Origin of the sequence: Caproicibacter sp. (genome assembly GCF_046707225.1) — a bacterium.
Taxonomy (GTDB): domain Bacteria; phylum Bacillota; class Clostridia; order Oscillospirales; family Acutalibacteraceae; genus Caproicibacter.
The window spans coordinates 216,895-233,256 of the sequence record NZ_JBJKOP010000029.1; the positions used below are offsets into that span (position 1 = coordinate 216,895).

The 16,362-nt window shown below is 45.7% G+C and carries 17 protein-coding genes and 1 riboswitch; of the genes, 10 read left to right on the forward strand and 7 right to left on the reverse strand.

What is annotated here, in order from left to right:
* Positions 1 to 8: 8 nt before the first annotated feature.
* Positions 9 to 1,088: an aspartate-semialdehyde dehydrogenase gene (gene asd / locus ACLQ3M_RS06015; RefSeq protein WP_411676786.1), complete on the reverse strand. Its 1,080-nt coding sequence runs from the start codon at positions 1,086 to 1,088 to the stop codon at positions 9 to 11.
* 131 nt (positions 1,089 to 1,219) lie between these two features.
* Positions 1,220 to 1,391, reverse strand: a riboswitch (Lysine riboswitch).
* Positions 1,392 to 1,514: 123 nt separating this feature from the next.
* Here asd and queA point away from each other — a divergent pair.
* From queA to ACLQ3M_RS06065, 10 genes are all read left to right on the forward strand, one after another.
* Positions 1,515 to 2,543: a tRNA preQ1(34) S-adenosylmethionine ribosyltransferase-isomerase QueA gene (gene queA / locus ACLQ3M_RS06020; protein ID WP_411676809.1), complete on the forward strand. Its 1,029-nt coding sequence runs from the start codon at positions 1,515 to 1,517 to the stop codon at positions 2,541 to 2,543.
* A gap of 12 nt (positions 2,544 to 2,555) precedes the next feature.
* The gene (gene tgt, locus ACLQ3M_RS06025) at positions 2,556 to 3,686 is read left to right on the forward strand and encodes a tRNA guanosine(34) transglycosylase Tgt (protein WP_411676787.1); all 1,131 of its coding nucleotides are present in this window, start codon (positions 2,556 to 2,558) and stop codon (positions 3,684 to 3,686) included.
* A 67-nt stretch (positions 3,687 to 3,753) separates the two neighbouring features.
* Positions 3,754 to 4,077, forward strand: coding sequence for a preprotein translocase subunit YajC (gene yajC / locus ACLQ3M_RS06030; protein ID WP_411676788.1), 324 nt, complete (start codon positions 3,754 to 3,756; stop codon positions 4,075 to 4,077).
* A gap of 90 nt (positions 4,078 to 4,167) precedes the next feature.
* Entirely contained in the window at positions 4,168 to 4,569 is a 402-nt protein-coding gene (locus ACLQ3M_RS06035) for a TIGR04086 family membrane protein (protein WP_411676789.1), read from the forward strand.
* 73 nt (positions 4,570 to 4,642) lie between these two features.
* A complete protein-coding gene (scfA, locus tag ACLQ3M_RS06040; RefSeq protein ID WP_411676790.1) occupies positions 4,643 to 4,789 on the forward strand; it encodes a six-cysteine ranthipeptide SCIFF in 147 nt (48 codons plus the stop codon).
* Between the two features lie 83 nt (positions 4,790 to 4,872).
* On the forward strand, positions 4,873 to 6,243 hold the full coding sequence (scfB, locus tag ACLQ3M_RS06045; protein WP_411676791.1) for a thioether cross-link-forming SCIFF peptide maturase: 1,371 nt from the start codon (positions 4,873 to 4,875) through the stop codon (positions 6,241 to 6,243).
* A 145-nt stretch (positions 6,244 to 6,388) separates the two neighbouring features.
* Positions 6,389 to 7,198, forward strand: coding sequence for a pyrroline-5-carboxylate reductase (gene proC / locus ACLQ3M_RS06050; protein WP_411676792.1), 810 nt, complete (start codon positions 6,389 to 6,391; stop codon positions 7,196 to 7,198).
* 63 nt (positions 7,199 to 7,261) lie between these two features.
* Positions 7,262 to 7,906 (forward strand): stage II sporulation protein M, encoded by a 645-nt coding sequence (locus ACLQ3M_RS06055; protein ID WP_411676794.1) that lies wholly within the window; start codon positions 7,262 to 7,264, stop codon positions 7,904 to 7,906.
* A gap of 23 nt (positions 7,907 to 7,929) precedes the next feature.
* Positions 7,930 to 8,823, forward strand: a complete 894-nt coding sequence (locus tag ACLQ3M_RS06060) for a tyrosine recombinase (protein ID WP_411676795.1) — start codon at positions 7,930 to 7,932, stop codon at positions 8,821 to 8,823.
* 14 nt (positions 8,824 to 8,837) lie between these two features.
* Positions 8,838 to 9,638 carry a DUF624 domain-containing protein gene (locus ACLQ3M_RS06065; protein WP_411676796.1) on the forward strand — a complete coding sequence of 267 codons (801 nt, stop codon included), beginning with the start codon at positions 8,838 to 8,840 and terminating at the stop codon, positions 9,636 to 9,638.
* Between the two features lie 43 nt (positions 9,639 to 9,681).
* On the opposite strand, the gene ACLQ3M_RS06070 is transcribed toward ACLQ3M_RS06065, so the two are convergent.
* From ACLQ3M_RS06070 to ACLQ3M_RS06095, 6 genes are all read right to left on the reverse strand, one after another.
* Positions 9,682 to 10,689: a tyrosine recombinase XerC gene (locus ACLQ3M_RS06070; RefSeq protein ID WP_411676797.1), complete on the reverse strand. Its 1,008-nt coding sequence runs from the start codon at positions 10,687 to 10,689 to the stop codon at positions 9,682 to 9,684.
* A 129-nt stretch (positions 10,690 to 10,818) separates the two neighbouring features.
* Positions 10,819 to 11,565, reverse strand: coding sequence for a DUF6873 family GME fold protein (locus ACLQ3M_RS06075; RefSeq protein WP_411676798.1), 747 nt, complete (start codon positions 11,563 to 11,565; stop codon positions 10,819 to 10,821).
* Between the two features lie 2 nt (positions 11,566 to 11,567).
* A complete protein-coding gene (locus tag ACLQ3M_RS06080; RefSeq protein WP_411676799.1) occupies positions 11,568 to 12,752 on the reverse strand; it encodes an ABC transporter permease in 1,185 nt (394 codons plus the stop codon).
* Positions 12,749 to 13,705 (reverse strand): efflux RND transporter periplasmic adaptor subunit, encoded by a 957-nt coding sequence (locus ACLQ3M_RS06085; protein ID WP_411676800.1) that lies wholly within the window; start codon positions 13,703 to 13,705, stop codon positions 12,749 to 12,751. The genes ACLQ3M_RS06080 and ACLQ3M_RS06085 overlap by 4 nt, the downstream gene beginning before the upstream one ends.
* 261 nt (positions 13,706 to 13,966) lie before the next feature.
* The gene (gene radA / locus ACLQ3M_RS06090; protein ID WP_411676801.1) at positions 13,967 to 15,340 is read right to left on the reverse strand and encodes a DNA repair protein RadA; all 1,374 of its coding nucleotides are present in this window, start codon (positions 15,338 to 15,340) and stop codon (positions 13,967 to 13,969) included.
* Between the two features lie 60 nt (positions 15,341 to 15,400).
* Positions 15,401 to 16,105, reverse strand: coding sequence for an N-acetylmuramoyl-L-alanine amidase (locus ACLQ3M_RS06095; protein ID WP_411676802.1), 705 nt, complete (start codon positions 16,103 to 16,105; stop codon positions 15,401 to 15,403).
* Positions 16,106 to 16,362 lie beyond the last annotated feature (257 nt).

Here is a 16,362-nt window from a genome sequence, read left to right on the forward strand (position 1 = left end):
TCAATATATTAATCCATGAATCCCTTTGCACAGAGATATTCAGCCATCAAAACACCGCCCCCGGCGGCCCCTCTCAGCGTATTGTGCGACAGGCAGACGAATTTAACGTCGTACTGACTGTCCGGGCGCAAACGTCCGATCGAAACCGCCATACCGTTTTCGAGGTTCCGATCCAGGCGTGACTGCGGACGATCCTCTTCCTGAAAATAATACAGGAATTTTTTCGGGGCGCTGGGGAGTCCCAATTTCTGTGGTTCCCCGCTGAAATTTTCCCAACGCTGAATCATTTCATCAATCGGGATTTTCTTTTCATAGGATAGAAATACGGCAGCCGTATGACCGTCGCTTACCGGAACGCGCAGACACTGCGTCGTAATATTTGGGGTCGGTGCATTTACAATGGAGCCGTTTTCAACATGGCCCCAGATTTTCATCGGCTCGTTTTCCGATTTGCCCTCTTCGCCGCCGATAAACGGAATCACATTGTCGATCATCTCCGGCCATGTTTCAAAGGTTTTGCCGGCCCCGGAAATTGCCTGATAGGTACATGCGAGAATTTTAGTAACGTTTAAATCCAGAAGGGGAGTGACTGCCGGAACATAAGTCTGAATGGAACAGTTTGGCTTTACCGCGATAAAGCCGCGTTTTGTCCCGAGCCGCTTCCGCTGCGCCGGAATGACGTCTGTGTGGCCGGGGTTGATTTCCGGAATCAGCATCGGAACATCCGGAACCAGGCGATTGGCGCTGTTGTTGGAAACAACGGGGCATTCCGCTTTTGCATACATCTCTTCAAGCTCACGGGTTTTCTGTTTCTCCATATTAACCGCACAGAAGACAAAATCGACCATTCCTACAATTCTGTCTTTGTCTTTTTCGGCATCCATGATAATCATGTTTTCCATAGGTTTCGGCATGGGAGAGGTCATCAGCCAACGGTTGCCCACGGCTTCGCGATAGGTCTTTCCGGCGGACCGTTCACTTGCAGCCAACGCGGTTACGGTAAACCAGGGATGATTTTCCAAAAGCACGGCGAAACGCTGCCCCACCATGCCTGTCGCGCCGATAATTCCAACCCGATAATTTTTCATGACAACAGGCCTCCTAAATAATATATGAAAGGACAAGAAAAAATATCTGTGTAATAAAAAAGCCGGTAAAATACCGGTCATCAGAATATTCTGGTACTGTCGATTTATAAGACGGCAAACGCCGCGTTCATAAAGCCGATAGCTCTCCATCAAAACTGATGACAGTTAACATGCTGTTCGCAGGTTAACCAGGCGGATCCCTTGCCGCGGCATCCCCTTCGGCGATTTTCCCTTTCGCGGGGGGTCTTCGGCTTTGGCTGCCTCGCACCCGCTAATTTTGAAATTCGCGCCTCTATCTGTAGTATAGATAAATCTTAAAATATAATAGCATGGGTTGCTATTGATTGTCAATTTATTTATAATAGACTGTTGGTAGACTAATAGCAACTGAATGGGAGAATAAAAATGGAACTTGATTTAAAAAATCTGAAAACAAAAGATTTTTACTACGATCTTCCAGAGGAATTGATTGCGCAGACGCCGGCGGAACCGAGGGATTCTTCCCGCCTGCTGACGCTGAACCGCAAAACGGGAGAAATAGAGCATCGGCACTTTTATGATATCATCGATTACCTGAATCCGGGGGACTGCCTGGTGCTCAATGATTCCCGTGTCCTTCCGGCGAGGCTGTTCGGAATAAAAGACGAAACGGGCGCCAAGGTTGAATTCCTGCTGCTGAATCACCGGGAAGGGGATATCTGGGAGGTTTTGACCGGACCCGGAAGACGGGCTAAAATCGGATCGAAATTTACGTTTGGAAACGGACTTATGCATGCGGAGGTCCTGAATATCATAGAAGACGGGAACCGCCTTGCCCGTTTCACCTGTGAAGGAAATTTCTATGAAATACTGGACAAAATAGGACAGATGCCGCTGCCGCACTATATCAAAGAAGAACTGAGAGATAACGAACGGTATCAGACTGTCTATTCAAAAGAAGTTGGGTCGGCCGCCGCGCCGACGGCGGGGCTTCATTTTACCCCGGAACTGCTCCAGAAAATCAGGGACAAAGGAATTGAGCTCGCCTTTGTTACGCTTCACGTTGGTCTTGGCACTTTTCGCCCTGTCACAGCCGAAAAAATTACGGAGCATAAGATGCATTCGGAGCATTACTATCTTTCCGCGAAGACGGCTGACCTCATCAACAGGACGAAAAAGAACGGAGGGCGGGTGATCGCCGTTGGAACCACAAGCTGCAGGACGCTGGAGGCAGTAGGGACAAAAGAAGGCTGTATTCGGGAATGTGCCGGATGGACGGATATTTTTATTTATCCTGGTTATCGGTTCAAGGTGCTGGATGGGTTGATTACAAATTTTCATCTTCCCGAAAGCACATTAATCATGCTGGTTTCCGCCCTTGCCGGTTATGACTATATTATGAATGCTTACCGGACAGCGGTTGAAGAGAAATACCGCTTTTTCAGTTTCGGTGACGCGATGTTTATCTATGAATAAAGGATGGCTGCTATGTATCGTCTCATGAAAAACTGCGGCACGGCCAGGCGCGGCGAGTTTGAAACGCCGCACGGTACGATTCAGATGCCGGCATTTATGAATGTCGCAACCGCCGGGGCAATTAAAGGCGCGGTATCCGCGCTGGACTTAAAAAAACTGAAATGTCAGGTGCAGCTTTGCAATACCTATCATCTGCATCTCCGCCCTGGCGATGAAACTGTAAAATCACTGGGGGGACTTCACAAGTTTACCCGTTGGGACGGCCCGATTTTAACGGACAGCGGTGGATTTCAGGTTTTCTCTCTTGCAAAACTGAGAAATATTACGGAAGACGGCGTTACCTTTGCGTCCCATATTGACGGCCGGAAAATTTTCATGGGGCCGGAGGAAAGCATGAAAATACAGTCGAACCTTGCATCCACGATTGCAATGGCCTTTGACGAGTGCGTGCAGAATCCCGCACCATACGAATATGCGAGGGAATCCTGCGAACGTACCATCCGCTGGCTGAAACGTTCCAAAGCGGCGATGGATCGTCTGAATCGGGAGCCCGGAGCCATTAATCCGAGACAGATGCTGTTCGGAATCAATCAGGGAAGCACCTATGAAGATCTTCGGATCGACTGCATGAAAAGGATCCGGGAGCTTAATCTGGATGGCTATGCAATCGGCGGTCTGGCTGTCGGGGAACGCAGTGAGGAAATGTACCGCATTATTGATGCGGTTATTCCGGAAATGCCGCAGGACAAGCCGAGATACCTGATGGGTGTTGGAACGCCGGAGAACATTTTGGAAGCGGTCAAAAGGGGTGTGGACCTGTTCGACTGCGTCATGCCCACCCGCAACGCCAGGCATGGGCATGTTTTCACCTGGCAGGGACGGCGGAATCTGTTCAATGCAAAATACGAGTTGGATGAATCCCCGCTGGACTCCGACTGCGACTGTCCGGTCTGCAAAAATTTTTCCCGTGCTTATATCCATCATTTATTCAAAAGCGGGGAAATGCTGGCCATGCGGCTTTGCGTCATGCATAATATTTATTTTTACAACAGTCTGTTTGAAAAAATCAGGATTTCTTTGGACAATGGGACCTTTGAACGGTATTATCAGGAGAATCTGGAAGTTTTAAACCGCAGAATTTGAGAAAACCTTGCATGAAAACATTTTTGCTGATATAATCTAAGCATTAAGAGAGAGGTGTTGGTTACTAATGAACTTTTTACTGACCGGCGGAGCTGCCGGAGCGGGCGACAGCCTTTGGATTACCATCCTTTATATGGCTGTAATCGTCGGCATTTTTTACTTCCTTTTGATGAGACCCCAGCAAAAGAAGAAGAAACAGGAAGAAAAAATGCGCAGCAGTGTTCAGATCGGCGATGATATCACGACAATCGGCGGAATTGTTGGCCGTGTTGTAGGAATGAAAGACGATGCGAACACACTGATTATTGAAACCGGTACCGACCGTGCAAAAATGAAAATTAAAAAATGGGCAGTTGGAAGTGTGGATACGGTCCATGATACTGCGGAATAGTCATTTTCAGCAGTAATATCCGCCGCTTTCTCTGAATATCTATTAGTCAGGATATTGGAGGGGGCGGTTACGATAAAAAGTTCTAAGTCAATGAATAAAAAACCTGTTCTGGACGCTGTTCGCGCGATTGTGATCGGCTCCGTTGCAGGGGCTTTCCTATGTGCTGCTTTTTTGGGAGTTTTAGCATTGGCTTTTGTTTCGGCAGAAAGCATCCCGCAGGGGCTTTTGTCGCCCTTGGTCATAGCAGTGTCTGTTCTCAGCGCGTTTGCCGCCGGATATATTGCGGCTAAAATTTCGAAAAAACGTGGGCTATTGTTCGGCGCGGCGGCCGGAATGCTTCTTTTTGCGCTGCTTTTGTTCTCGGGACTTGCAATTTCTAATAAAGCGACGGAGCCGGCCCAATCCGGTGTCCGTCTGTTGGTTATGGTTTTGTCCGGTTCTGTCGGCGGTGTTCTGTCGGTCAGCAAAAAAACGAAGTCGAAGCATAAATAATTTTGACTATTTCTTGTAACGTTGCTATAATAGTTTCGACCTTATCTAACACAGTGAAACGGAGGCTTTTAAATTGAAGCAGATTAGAACGCTGAATCAAGCGAATCTTAAGGAAAGCGCTGCAAAAGGCGGCTGCGGCGAATGCCAGGCATCCTGCCAGTCGGCATGCAAGACTTCCTGCACGGTTTCCAACCAGAAATGCGAAAATAAGAACAGATAATAACAGAATTTGAATGGTTTTAAAATAACCGCAAAAGGGACAGAATTCTGTCCCTTAAATTTTGTTCGGATGGAGAAATGTAAATGATTCACAAGTATTCCTTAAACGGCTATCATATCGTTTTGGATGCCAACAGCGGTGCCGTGCATTTGTTTGACGACGCTCCGTTTGACATGCTGGATTATTTGGAGGAAGGCGAAATTCCCGAACACCTGCCTGAAGCGATGATGGACGCTTTAAAGGACCGTTATGATGAAGAGACAGTGCGGGAAGCATATGAGGAAATACGGGAGCTGAACAGGAAAGGCCAGCTGTATTCTCCGGATGAGTATGAAAAATTTGCGGCTATGCTGAAAAGCGCGCCAATCAAGTCCATGTGTCTGAATATTGCGCACGACTGCAATCTTAGGTGCGAATACTGTTTTGCCGCTCAGGGGGATTTTGGCGGAGAGAGAATGCTGATGCCGTTTGAGGTTGCAAAAAGCGCAATCGATTTTTTGATTGAGAAATCAAAAGGGCGCCATAATCTTGAGGTCGATTTTTTTGGCGGCGAACCGCTGATGAATTTTGACGTAGTGAAAAAAACAGTGGAATACGCGCGCAGTATTGAAAAAAAATACGATAAAAACTTTCGATTTACCATTACGACGAATGGTTTGCTGTTAAGTGATGATAAGATCGATTTTATTAACCGCGAAATGTCCAACTGTATTTTATCCTTTGACGGCAGAAAGAGCGTTCATGACAGGCTTCGAGTCAGAGTGGACGGTTCTGGGTGCTATGACAGCGTCTTGCCGAAATTTCAAAAGCTGGTCGAGAAGCGCAGTAAAGATAAGGATTATTACGTCAGGGGAACTTTCACGAAATATAATCTGGATTTTACAAAGGACATTCAGCATTTGTTGGATTTGGGCTTCAATGAAATCTCTATGGAGCCGGTCGTTTCGGAAGAAAAGCTGGATTATTCCGTCAAGGAAGAGGACTTGCCCAGAATTTTCGAGGAATATGAAACACTGTCCAATTTGATTATTCAGCGCAGTAAAGAGGGGAAGGGATTTGACTTTTACCACTTTATGATCGATCTGAATCAGGGCCCCTGTGCCATCAGAAGGCTGCGCGGCTGCAGTTGCGGAAACGAATATGTTGCGATAACCCCCACGGGAGACATTTATCCGTGCCATCAGTTTGTGGGCCAGGAAGAATGGAAAATGGGCAGTGTCCTGGACGGCAGTCTGGATACCGGCATGAAGGACAGCTTTGCTCTAGCCAACGTTTATTCTAAACCGGAGTGCAAAAATTGCTGGGCTAAATTTTACTGCAGCGGCGGCTGCAACGCAAACAACCTGCAGTACGAGGGAGATATTCACAAGCCGCATGCCATTTCCTGTTCGCTGGAAAAGAAGAGGCTTGAATGTGCCATCATGATTCAGGCGGCGCTGGCAGATCAAAAATAAGTTTTTTTCATTTTTATAGGTTTACATAAATTTGCAGGCCTAATTTTTACATAATTTATAAAAATGAAGATCCTGTATTTTTTTGTATTGATTCGAGTCGTGAATTGGTTTAGTATAAAGATATAAAATCGTCCGGAGGAAGATAATGGAATCTCAGAAAGTTGGATTTATCGGAGGCGGAAATATGACGTCCGCCATTGTTTGTGGTGTCGCCAAAGCAAATACTTTCCCTGCGGATCACATTTATGTATTTGATATTCATCAGGAGAAACGGGAGAATCTGCACCAAAAAGCAGGTGTTTTGGCCGTGGATTCGGCCCTCGATCTGGTCAGAACATGTGATATTATTTTTCTCGCTGTAAAACCCCAGAGCTTTCCTGAGATGCTTTCTGAAATCCGTTCGGCGGTCAATGAAACGAAAACTTTGGTCTCTATTGCAGCCGGCATCTCTTCAGAGTCCATTACAGATGCCCTTGCCTGCAGTTGCCCTGTGATTCGCGCAATGCCGAATACCCCGCTTTTAATGGGCAAGGGTGCTACTGCCGTCTGCAGAACCGGAAATGTAACGGACATTGCCTATCAATTGGTTTTAAATCTTTTTTCTTCCTGCGGTATCGTTTCACAGATTGTTGAAAGCCAAATGGACGCTGTCATCAGCGTAAACGGCAGCAGCCCGGCTTATATTTATCTGTTTGCCAAAGCGGTAATCGAAAGCGCGGAGAAGCAGGGAATAGAGCCTGGCATATCGCTTCCTCTCTTTTGCCAGACGCTGGAAGGCAGTGCTAAAATGCTTTTGGATTCGGGAAATACGCCGGATGAGCTGATTCAGAAAGTCTCTTCCAAGGGAGGCACAACGGTTGCGGCGCTGGATGTTTTGAAGAAGAGCCAATTCGAAAAGGTTATCGATGAAGCCATGAAAGCTTGTACTGAGCGAGCGATTGAATTGGGAAAGTAAACATAGAATCCGTTTGTCCCTCATACATTTTGATAGATGCTCCGTTGGGAGGAATGTATGAGTATGAGCAGGGTAATTGTTGTTGCCCGCGGAATTCGTAAAAAATCAACATTCTGCGGGCGTGAGATGTTGAAAGCGGCGCGGCTGAACTGGGAGCTGGTACTTCTGGCGCTTGTGTTTTTGGCGGGAATGGCCGTGGGGGCCGTTTACGCAAGAAATGCGGATACGCAGGCGCTGGAGCGGATGGATTTCCTTTTTGCCGGGAATTTTAAAGCGCGCCTGACCGCTTCTTTTCTTTCCATTTTCACAGCGTCTTTTGCTTCGGCTTTCCTTTTCGTTTTCGCGTGTTTTTTATGCGGTCTTTCCATGTGGGGAGTGCTGCTGATCCCGTTTATTCCTTTTTTCAGAGGATTTGGACTGGGACTTACTTCCGGGTACCTTTACGCGGCTTACGGCGGGCTTGGGATTTTATTTAATCTGGTCGTGATATTGCCCGGCGCTTTAGCCTGTTGCATATCGGTTTTGCTTGCCGCCAGGGAGGGAATTGGTTTTTCCCGCCTGCTGGTGTCCTGCGGTTCCAAAACGGTAAACCAAGCAAAGCTGAAAATTTACATTTTGCAATTCGGCGCCATTTTGGGAGTCGCTTTTTTATCGGCACTGATTGATTTGCTTTTATCCGCCTGTTTCGGCGGCCTGTTTTCTTTTTAACAAAATTGAGGGGATAGAACAAAATGAAGGATTTTTGTTCAAGTTTCAGTGATTATTTAGTGAACCAAAAATCGGTTTCAGCGAATACACTGGAGTCGTATGTAAGAGATGTGGAACATTTTATTTCTTATTTGACCAAAAGCGGGAAGGATGATCCGGCGTTGGTTGATGCGGACCAAATCAACTCTTATATTGAGGACATGAAACAGAACAAAAAGTCCGACGCAACCATCACACGAAATATCGCATCCATTCGATGCTTTTATCAGTATATGCTTCTTTTCGGCTATACTACGGTTAATCCGGCAAAAGCGATTCACCTGGAGAAGATCGAAAAAAAATTCCCACAGATCTTAAGCGGAAAAGAAATTGAACTGCTGTTATCGCAGCCAAACACCAGAGAGCCAAAAGGGTGCCGCGATAAGGCAATGCTGGAACTTCTTTATGCGACGGGGATCCGGGCAACCGAGTTGGTGGATCTGGATATCGGCAGCATAAATCTGCGAACCGGAATGCTGCGTTGCAGTACAGCCCGAAGCGAGCGTGTGATTCCGGTATATCCCACCGCGATCAGCGCAATATCCGATTACATTGTCAGGGTACGATCCCATATGATCACACCCGCGGGGGGACAGGCCTTGTTTGTCAACCTGAACGGGCGCCGGTTAACCCGTCAGGGCTTTTGGAAGATCGTAAAGGGGTATGCGGAACAGGCCAAAATTGTGAAAGAAATTACACCGCACACCTTGCGCCATTCTTTTGCGCTTCATCTTTTGGAAAACGGGGCTGAACTGAAGGACATTCAGGCCATGCTGGGTCATGCCGACATCTCGTCCACACAGGTTTATGTCCATTTATTAAATGATCATTGCAAGGAAGTGTATAATCAATGCCATCCCAGGGCTAAATTAGGGTAGGGGAGAGATACTTTTTGGGACTTTTTCACATTGACTATAATAAGCCTGGCCCCGGCGTAAGGAAAGACGAGCCGAAAAAGAATGCGTTCATCCGTTTCTTTGCAATCCTTTTTCGAAAGTTTACTCAATTGGTAGAACTTAATCTACTATTCTCTGTTTTTGCTATCATTGCGCTGGCAATCACTTATTTGCTTCGAAATCTGATTCCTGATTTTTTGCTGGTCATCATACCCATTCTGCTGATATCACCGTCTTTAGCAGGTTTGACTTTTGTAACAAGAAATTATGCCCGCGAAGAACACGCGTTTTTAATGGGAGATTTTTTCGATGCGATAAAACAAAATTGGAAGATGTTTCTGGCAAACGGAGTTGTTTGTATTCTCCTGTATTTGGTGCTTAGCGTTTCGATTCGGTTTTATTATCATAAACTTACGGATGGAACTTTATACGCGGTTGCTTTGTGCCTTTGCATCGCAATAGCACTCTTACTGTTATTTGCCCAATATTATGTTCCGCTCATGGCGGTAACATTTGACTTAAATCTTCTGCAAATTTACAAAAATGCATTAATCTTTGCAATTATCGGATTGTGGCGTAATATTCTGATTACCATACTATTGGCGGTTTTGACACTGATTCTCTATTTATCTCAGATTATGGCGCTCAGTTTGATGATTGGGATCGTATTTGTATTAACGTTGCTGTTTTCTTTCGGAATGTTTTTGATTAATTTTACAATCTATCCGTTGGTTGACAAAACAATGATTCAGCCATATCAGAACAGTCTTCAGGGTGAATCCGATAAAAAGGAATAGCAATACAGACAGTTATTTTAAAGGAGCGGTATAAGCCGCCCCTTTATTTTTTATTCTCTTTGTTTACAAGAGGGCCTCTTTGCTTCACGTGAGAAAGAGGATTAGCCTGCGCAGCTGTTTCCATCTGTTCATTTGAAAGATGCGTGTAAATTTCGGTCGTGCTCAGATTCTCATGACCCAGAATGTCCTTTAAGACTCGAATATCAACGTGCCCGTGTTGGTACATTAATGTGGCAGCCGTATGGCGGAGCTTATGCACGGAATAGCCGGGTCCGCCTAAATCAATTTCAGACAAATATTTTTTTACCAGATACTGAACGGTTTTGGGGCTGATCCTTTTTCGCTGGCCGCTGATAAACAGAGCGTTCTTATCGATCAAACCTTCCCGAGGGCGCACAGCCAAATAGCGCTTTATTGCATCGTGGCATGCTTCGTTTAAATAAACGATTCGTTCCTTGTTGCCTTTGCCGGTTATTTTCACAGTGGAATTTCCTTCGTGAAGATCTGTTAAATTCAGACCTACAAGCTCTGAAAGGCGCATTCCACAATTTAAGAAAAGGACTAAAATGCAATAGTCTCTTTCTCTTGTTTTTCCTTCAACTTTTGAAAGAAGTTCCAAACTTTGCTCAAGGGACAAATACTTTGGAAGTGATTTTTTAGTTTTAGGTGTTTCCAGCTCTTTGACAGGGTTGTTTTCAAGTTTTCCGGCTTTGTTGGTCAGGTATTTAAAAAAGCTGCGAAGACTTGACACTTTTCGCGATCTGGTGGCCGAACTGTTGCTGCGTTCGGAACTCAGATAATTCATATATTCGAATACCTGTGTCAGATCGATTGTTTTGACCAGATCAATCGTAACGTCTGAAATTTTTATTTTCTCAAATTTTGTCCCCGGCGGAACCAATCCGCGCTGCAGTTTTATGTAACGAAAAAAAGTACGAAGATCGAGATAGTATTCTTCAACAGTTTTCGGTGATTTTCCGCGAATTGTACCAATGTAGCCCAGAAATTCACGGACTACCGGCGGTGCCTCTGCAAGTGTTTCAGGTTTCATTTAGTACAAATCCTTTCACGAATCGAATAAAAACCAGTTTTTAGGTTTTTGAATCCCCTAAATTATACAAAATATTTATTTTGTATAATTATATCCCGTTTTTTTAGTTCTGTCAAGGTTCTTTATTTCCTACCGTTCCATCAATGGGATAATTCCTCCGACGTCCAAAAGAGGTCCGTCATAGAGTGAAATGATTTCGATTTTTCTACAGTCAAGAAATTTTTTGATTTTTAGGTAATCCGGATGATGAGTTGGATTGCCGGCAAATGCTATTTTTCTTTTCCCGATCAGACAGCAGGCTCCACCCAAAAATCCATAAGGAAATCCCGTAAGTTTAATGAATCCAGGCTGAATTTTCAGAACGTCCATACCTGCCTTCAATGCTGCCGCCTGAATTCCGCAATCCGCTGTAATAATGGATTTTTCGTCCGCTATTGCAACCGAGCATTTTGTGTATCCTTGTCTGACATCAACAAATTTTATATTTTCTTCTTCTGAAAAATGCAAAAGAGTCGGATCGATAATCTTTTTATTTGCAATTAGAAATTTTCCGACGCGAGCCGCATTTAAAGCACAGTCCTTCGGATAAGGACTTTTGATCATGAAAGTTGATTCCGTAATGCGAAATTTGTAACTTTCTAATGCCAATTTTAGGGATTCTTCCCCTTTTGCCGCAATGATTCTGTTGCCTCCCAAAGGATGACATAACAGGTCTGCGTGGCTTTGCACCGGGGACTCAAGAAACTTTGCCGGTTGCACGGGAATTACTTTGACACCAAGACCGGTTAGCCCCAACAGGATACCGGGATATGTATCGGAGACGGCTGCCAAAGCGACGTCCGACTCCGGAAGATTCGGGGTTTTCAGAAAACGCATGATTACTCCTGCCTCAATGCGTCTACCGGTTTTAAACATGCTGCCTTATAAGCCGGATAAACGCCGAAAATAATGCCGGTAAGAACAGAAAAGCCTGTTGCCAGTAAAATAATGTCCGTTCGGATGCTAAGCATTACATGCAGGTAGGATGCTCCGGCGAATGAGACCAAATACCCTACCCCTATTCCAAGAACGCATCCGATTACGGAAATCAGCGCGGCTTCAAACAAGAATTCCAGCATAATAGCTCCACGGGTAGCGCCCAGAGCTTTTTTAATGCCGATTTCCCTGGTCCTTTCGTTTACCGACACAAGCATTACCGTCATAATGCTCAGGCTTGCCACCAGTAATGATATGGACCCCACCGCAGATAGAATTAATGTTACAAGATCGAGAATCTGTATTAACCCGTCTTTTTGCTTTGCAAGGTTGTTGGAAACGAACGCGTCTTCAGTACCGTTGCTCGCGTCTAAATTACTGACAATCATCTTTCCCACAGTTTCAGCGCTATCCCCCGCTTTGATTTTAACTGCGATTTCGTCGAAATCGCTGCGGCCGGTTGAAGCCTGGACGGTTGTATAAGGGACATATACAAATGTGGGAATATAATCGCCGATCAGATTCTGCAAAAGGCCGGTTCCGGTCTTGATCACACCAACGACGGTAAATGGCTGCTCAATCCCGCCGCATTGAAAAGAAATACTTTTACCAATGATATTGCTTCTTTGGTAAGCGCTTTTGGAAAACTCTTCATCGACCAGGCAAACATTTGCACAGGTATTGACATCTCTCTTATTGAACAGACGGCCATAAAGAACCTTTACGGAAATGATATCGCTTGCCTTGGTGTCAATGCCCCAAAGCAATGCGGTTGTGGCGCCTTTCCGAAGGGAAATACTCGTGTTTTCCACAAGAATCGGAGATGCCTGCTGAACCTGGCTGATTTTTCGAATCGAATTTAACTCTCCGGAGGTAAGCGAGACATTTGTTCCCTTTTTTGTGGTAATCGACAGGCCGCTGAGTCCGAGACTATCTAGCTCTGAGTTTAAGGAATTTGTTCCGCACTGACTGATGCTTGCAACGATGATTACGGAAGAAACTCCGATCACGATGCCCAATATGGTTAAAAAGGTTCTGGCGCTTTTTCGTCCCAGATTCCGGAAAGCGGATTTCAGGTAATCAATCACGGCGCATTCACCGCCTTGCTTATGACGGGTACGACATGTTCGCCTTCCGTAATATTTTCCGCATCCGTTACAACGCAATCCCCTTTGGAAACGCCGGATATGATTTCGAAGCCGCTGTCAAATTCCCGTCCGGTTTTCACGGGAGTTTTTACCGTTTTGCCGCCGGAAACACACAGCACATATTCGTTTCCGTTATCATCAGCCTGAACGGCGCTGTATGGCGCGACCAGAACGGAGGAGTCATTGGAAGTTATAATTTTTGCCTTTGCGGTAAATCCGGGCTTAATGTCTTCTTTCGGATTGTCTACGCTGACCAGAACCTCAACAACGGTGTTCTGCCCGGAGGCAGTCTGAATTTGCTTGGCTTCACTCGATATTTCCTTTACTGTTCCGGAATAGCAGGAATTTTTAAACCCAACGCCGCTTATTTCCGCTTTTTGACCCGCTTTAATGTCGGCGATCTGTGACTCGTTCACACTCAAACGAACCTGCAATGCAGCGGAGTCTTGAATCGTAACCGCAGGCTTTCTGGCGTCAATATAATAGCCGGTATCCGGTACGGAGACGGAAGCCACCGTACCGCTGACGGGAGCTAATAATGTCTGCGTTTTTTGTTGAGTCACCTGTTCGGCAGCGCCGTAGGGAGAATACGTTTCGTACGCTGAATCAGCATCTGCTGAGGTTGTCGTTACCACCATCAAGGCCTGTCCTTTTTTAACCTGTTGGCCTGTTTTTACAAAGATTTTTTTTGATATGGAATTGGTCGGCGCATATACGTTTCCGTCGGCGATTTCTTCCACTTTTCCTGTACAGGTAATGGACTCGACTTGTGATTCCGGTTCCAGTCTGATTACGCCAATCTTTAAAATGGAATTTTTTATAACATTGCCGGCTATAAAAATAGCAGCCGCAGCAATGAGCGTAAAGGTAAAAAGCATTACAAAACGTTTCATTTTCATTCCCCCATCTCAGGTTATTTTGTGAGGAGAGATGAAAATTATAACGTCTTCCAGAAAAGTTGCCTTGAATAAATTTTTTTAAACTCAACACAATACTATTGAGGTGATTTTTCATGAGCATCATTCAATGTGATGTAGACTGCATCTATCAGCGTGACGGTTACTGTACCCTGGAAACGCCCTCAGCCATCACAAACTACACCGGCGACGGGTGCGTGCATTGTATCAAAGTGACTCCCCGCTCCCCGGACGATATTATTCAATCGCGGCCTCAAACGCCTCCCTCACATTTTTGACGCCGATCAGCCGGATTCCGCTCCATTTGTTACGGATTCTATTTAGGCTGTGATATGGAAGAATGCAGGATTCAAATCCCAGGCGTTTTGCTTCACTGATGCGGGCGTCGCTATGCGTAACGGAACGCAATTCGCCCGCAAGTCCAATTTCGCCGAATACGATCGCGGAATCGTTGAGCGGCTTATTTTTTAAACTTGAAGTAAGCGCAAGCGCTACCGCAAGATCACAGGCCGGTTCCTCCAATCTCAATCCACCCACGACGTTTACATAAGCGTCAAGATTCGAAAAATAGTATCCGGCCCGTTTTTCAAGGACTGCGAGCAGAAGAGACATTCGGTTATAGTCAAAGCCGGTAGCCATACGGCGGGGGGTTCCATAACCGGAAGTTGTTGCCAGACCCTGGATTTCAGCTAAGATCGGCCGCGACCCTTCCATCACGCAGGTGACACAGGTGCCGGAAACATGGCTTGGCCGGCCTGACAGCATTGCTTTTGACGGGTTGTCCACCGGGTGGAGCCCGTCTTCCTCCATCTCAAAGACACCGATTTCATTTGTGGAGCCGTAACGGTTTTTAATCGCTCGAAGCATTCTGTACGACATTTGCCGATCACCCTCAAAGTAAAGAACCGCGTCAACAATATGCTCCAGAACCTTAGGCCCCGCAATGGCTCCATCTTTGTTGACGTGGCCGACAATGATAACCGGAATTTCCAGTGTCTTAGCTGCACGCATAATTGCGTTCGTACATTCTCTTACCTGTGTTACGCTTCCCGGGGAAGAATTTAAATCCGTAAAATTCATTGTTTGAATCGAATCGATCATGACAAGATCCGGTTTTTGTTCACGAATTTGTTCTATAATCGCCTGAATATCCGTTTCGGTCAAGATGTAAAGGTTTTCACAGGTAACCCCCAGCCGTTCCGCGCGGAGCTTGATCTGTCGTCCTGATTCTTCTCCCGAGACATATAGGATTTTCAGGGATTGCCCCAAGTACTGACAAATTTGAAGAAGGATGGTTGATTTTCCGATACCCGGTTCCCCGCCGACCAGAATCAGCGAACCCTTTACGATTCCACCCCCCAGCACACGGTCCAGTTCACTCATTCCCGTATGGTACCTTTCCTCTTCGGACGCGGAAAGCGCGCCAAGAGCGACTGCCTGAGGAAGGGACCTCCTTAATCCGCTCTGACCGACCGCTTTTTTGGAAACGGGTTGCACTATCTCTTCGGTCATTGTATTCCATAGTCCGCAGCCGGGACATTTCCCGTACCATTTGGGAGATTCCAAACCGCATTCCGAGCAAACATAAACACTCTTGATTTTTCCGCCCATCTTCCCCATCCTGTCGTTTTAATAGTATTGTATTCATTATATTCGACTGTTTCCGATAATTCAAGAAGGTTGCCGAATCCCGGAGCAATAGTCTAAAAAGCCGCTGTAAATTGCAAAAGCTATTTTTTTCTGGTAGACAGGATCCTTCAGCTTGGTTTCTTCCTCTGCGTTGGATAGAAAACCGCACTCGACCAGAACAGAGGGAACTTTCGCCTCCCATAACAGATAAATAGAACTTGTTGCCGGTTTTGTTTCTCTTTTGTTGTCTATCTGCAATAATTTCATGACTTTGGCACGAAGATCTTCCGCAAGAGGCTTACTTTCCGCGTTGTTCTTGGAATAGAAGATCTGGGTGCCGTTATATTGGCTTTGAGTAAAATAGTTTTGGTGAATGCTGATAAAAATACAGTTTCCCTGCTTTTGCAGAATTTTTAACCTTTCATGCATGTCGCTTACTTTTCTCTCACGGATGGTTCCGAGAGTATTGTCGCCGATTGAGGTATCGCTTGTTCGAGTCATAACAACATGATAACCTGAAACGGTTAGAAGCTGCTCCAGATCCTTAGAAATTGACAGGTTGATTTCCTTTTCAGGGATGCCGGATCTGCCGGAGGCTCCCCCGTCTTCCCCGCCGTGGCCTGCGTCAATCACCACGGTTTTCGGCGCCTGGCTGCTCTCAAGCGTAGATGCGATTTGGTCGATTCGGCGATAGGAGAGAAACGATAGCATTAAAAATGCAATGCAGCAAATAATTAGTACAAACACAGGGATGGAATTACTCCAGAAATTATTCTTTGAATTGCTCAAATTGATCACCCCGTGCCATATTTATATGCGTAGCTTGATTTGTGTTATGCTTTCTTGTTTTCCGTCCAAATTTACGTTTGCTGCAATCTGGAGCGGTATCATAGAAGTGCAGAGGTCAAACACCCAAAATGTGATAGAATTAAGGAAAGAATGATGGGGTGTTTGAAATGCGCAAATATGATAAGGAATTTAAAGAAGAAGCAGTCAAACTGTCG

Excerpts from the sequence above, each read along its gene's own strand:
- ACLQ3M_RS06055 (WP_411676794.1), top strand. The coding sequence starts at position 7,262 with ATGAGCAGGGTAATTGTTGTTGCCCGCGGAATTCGTAAAAAATCAACA.
- ACLQ3M_RS06075 (WP_411676798.1), bottom strand. The coding sequence starts at position 11,565 with ATGCGTTTTCTGAAAACCCCGAATCTTCCGGAGTCGGACGTCGCTTTG.
- ACLQ3M_RS06060 (WP_411676795.1), top strand. The coding sequence starts at position 7,930 with ATGAAGGATTTTTGTTCAAGTTTCAGTGATTATTTAGTGAACCAAAAA.
- scfB (WP_411676791.1), top strand. The coding sequence starts at position 4,873 with ATGATTCACAAGTATTCCTTAAACGGCTATCATATCGTTTTGGATGCC.
- proC (WP_411676792.1), top strand. The coding sequence starts at position 6,389 with ATGGAATCTCAGAAAGTTGGATTTATCGGAGGCGGAAATATGACGTCC.
- ACLQ3M_RS06085 (WP_411676800.1), bottom strand. The coding sequence starts at position 13,705 with ATGAAACGTTTTGTAATGCTTTTTACCTTTACGCTCATTGCTGCGGCT.
- radA (WP_411676801.1), bottom strand. The coding sequence starts at position 15,340 with ATGGGCGGAAAAATCAAGAGTGTTTATGTTTGCTCGGAATGCGGTTTG.
- ACLQ3M_RS06035 (WP_411676789.1), top strand. The coding sequence starts at position 4,168 with ATGAATAAAAAACCTGTTCTGGACGCTGTTCGCGCGATTGTGATCGGC.
- yajC (WP_411676788.1), top strand. The coding sequence starts at position 3,754 with ATGAACTTTTTACTGACCGGCGGAGCTGCCGGAGCGGGCGACAGCCTT.
- ACLQ3M_RS06070 (WP_411676797.1), bottom strand. The coding sequence starts at position 10,689 with ATGAAACCTGAAACACTTGCAGAGGCACCGCCGGTAGTCCGTGAATTT.
- tgt (WP_411676787.1), top strand. The coding sequence starts at position 2,556 with ATGTATCGTCTCATGAAAAACTGCGGCACGGCCAGGCGCGGCGAGTTT.
- asd (WP_411676786.1), bottom strand. The coding sequence starts at position 1,088 with ATGAAAAATTATCGGGTTGGAATTATCGGCGCGACAGGCATGGTGGGG.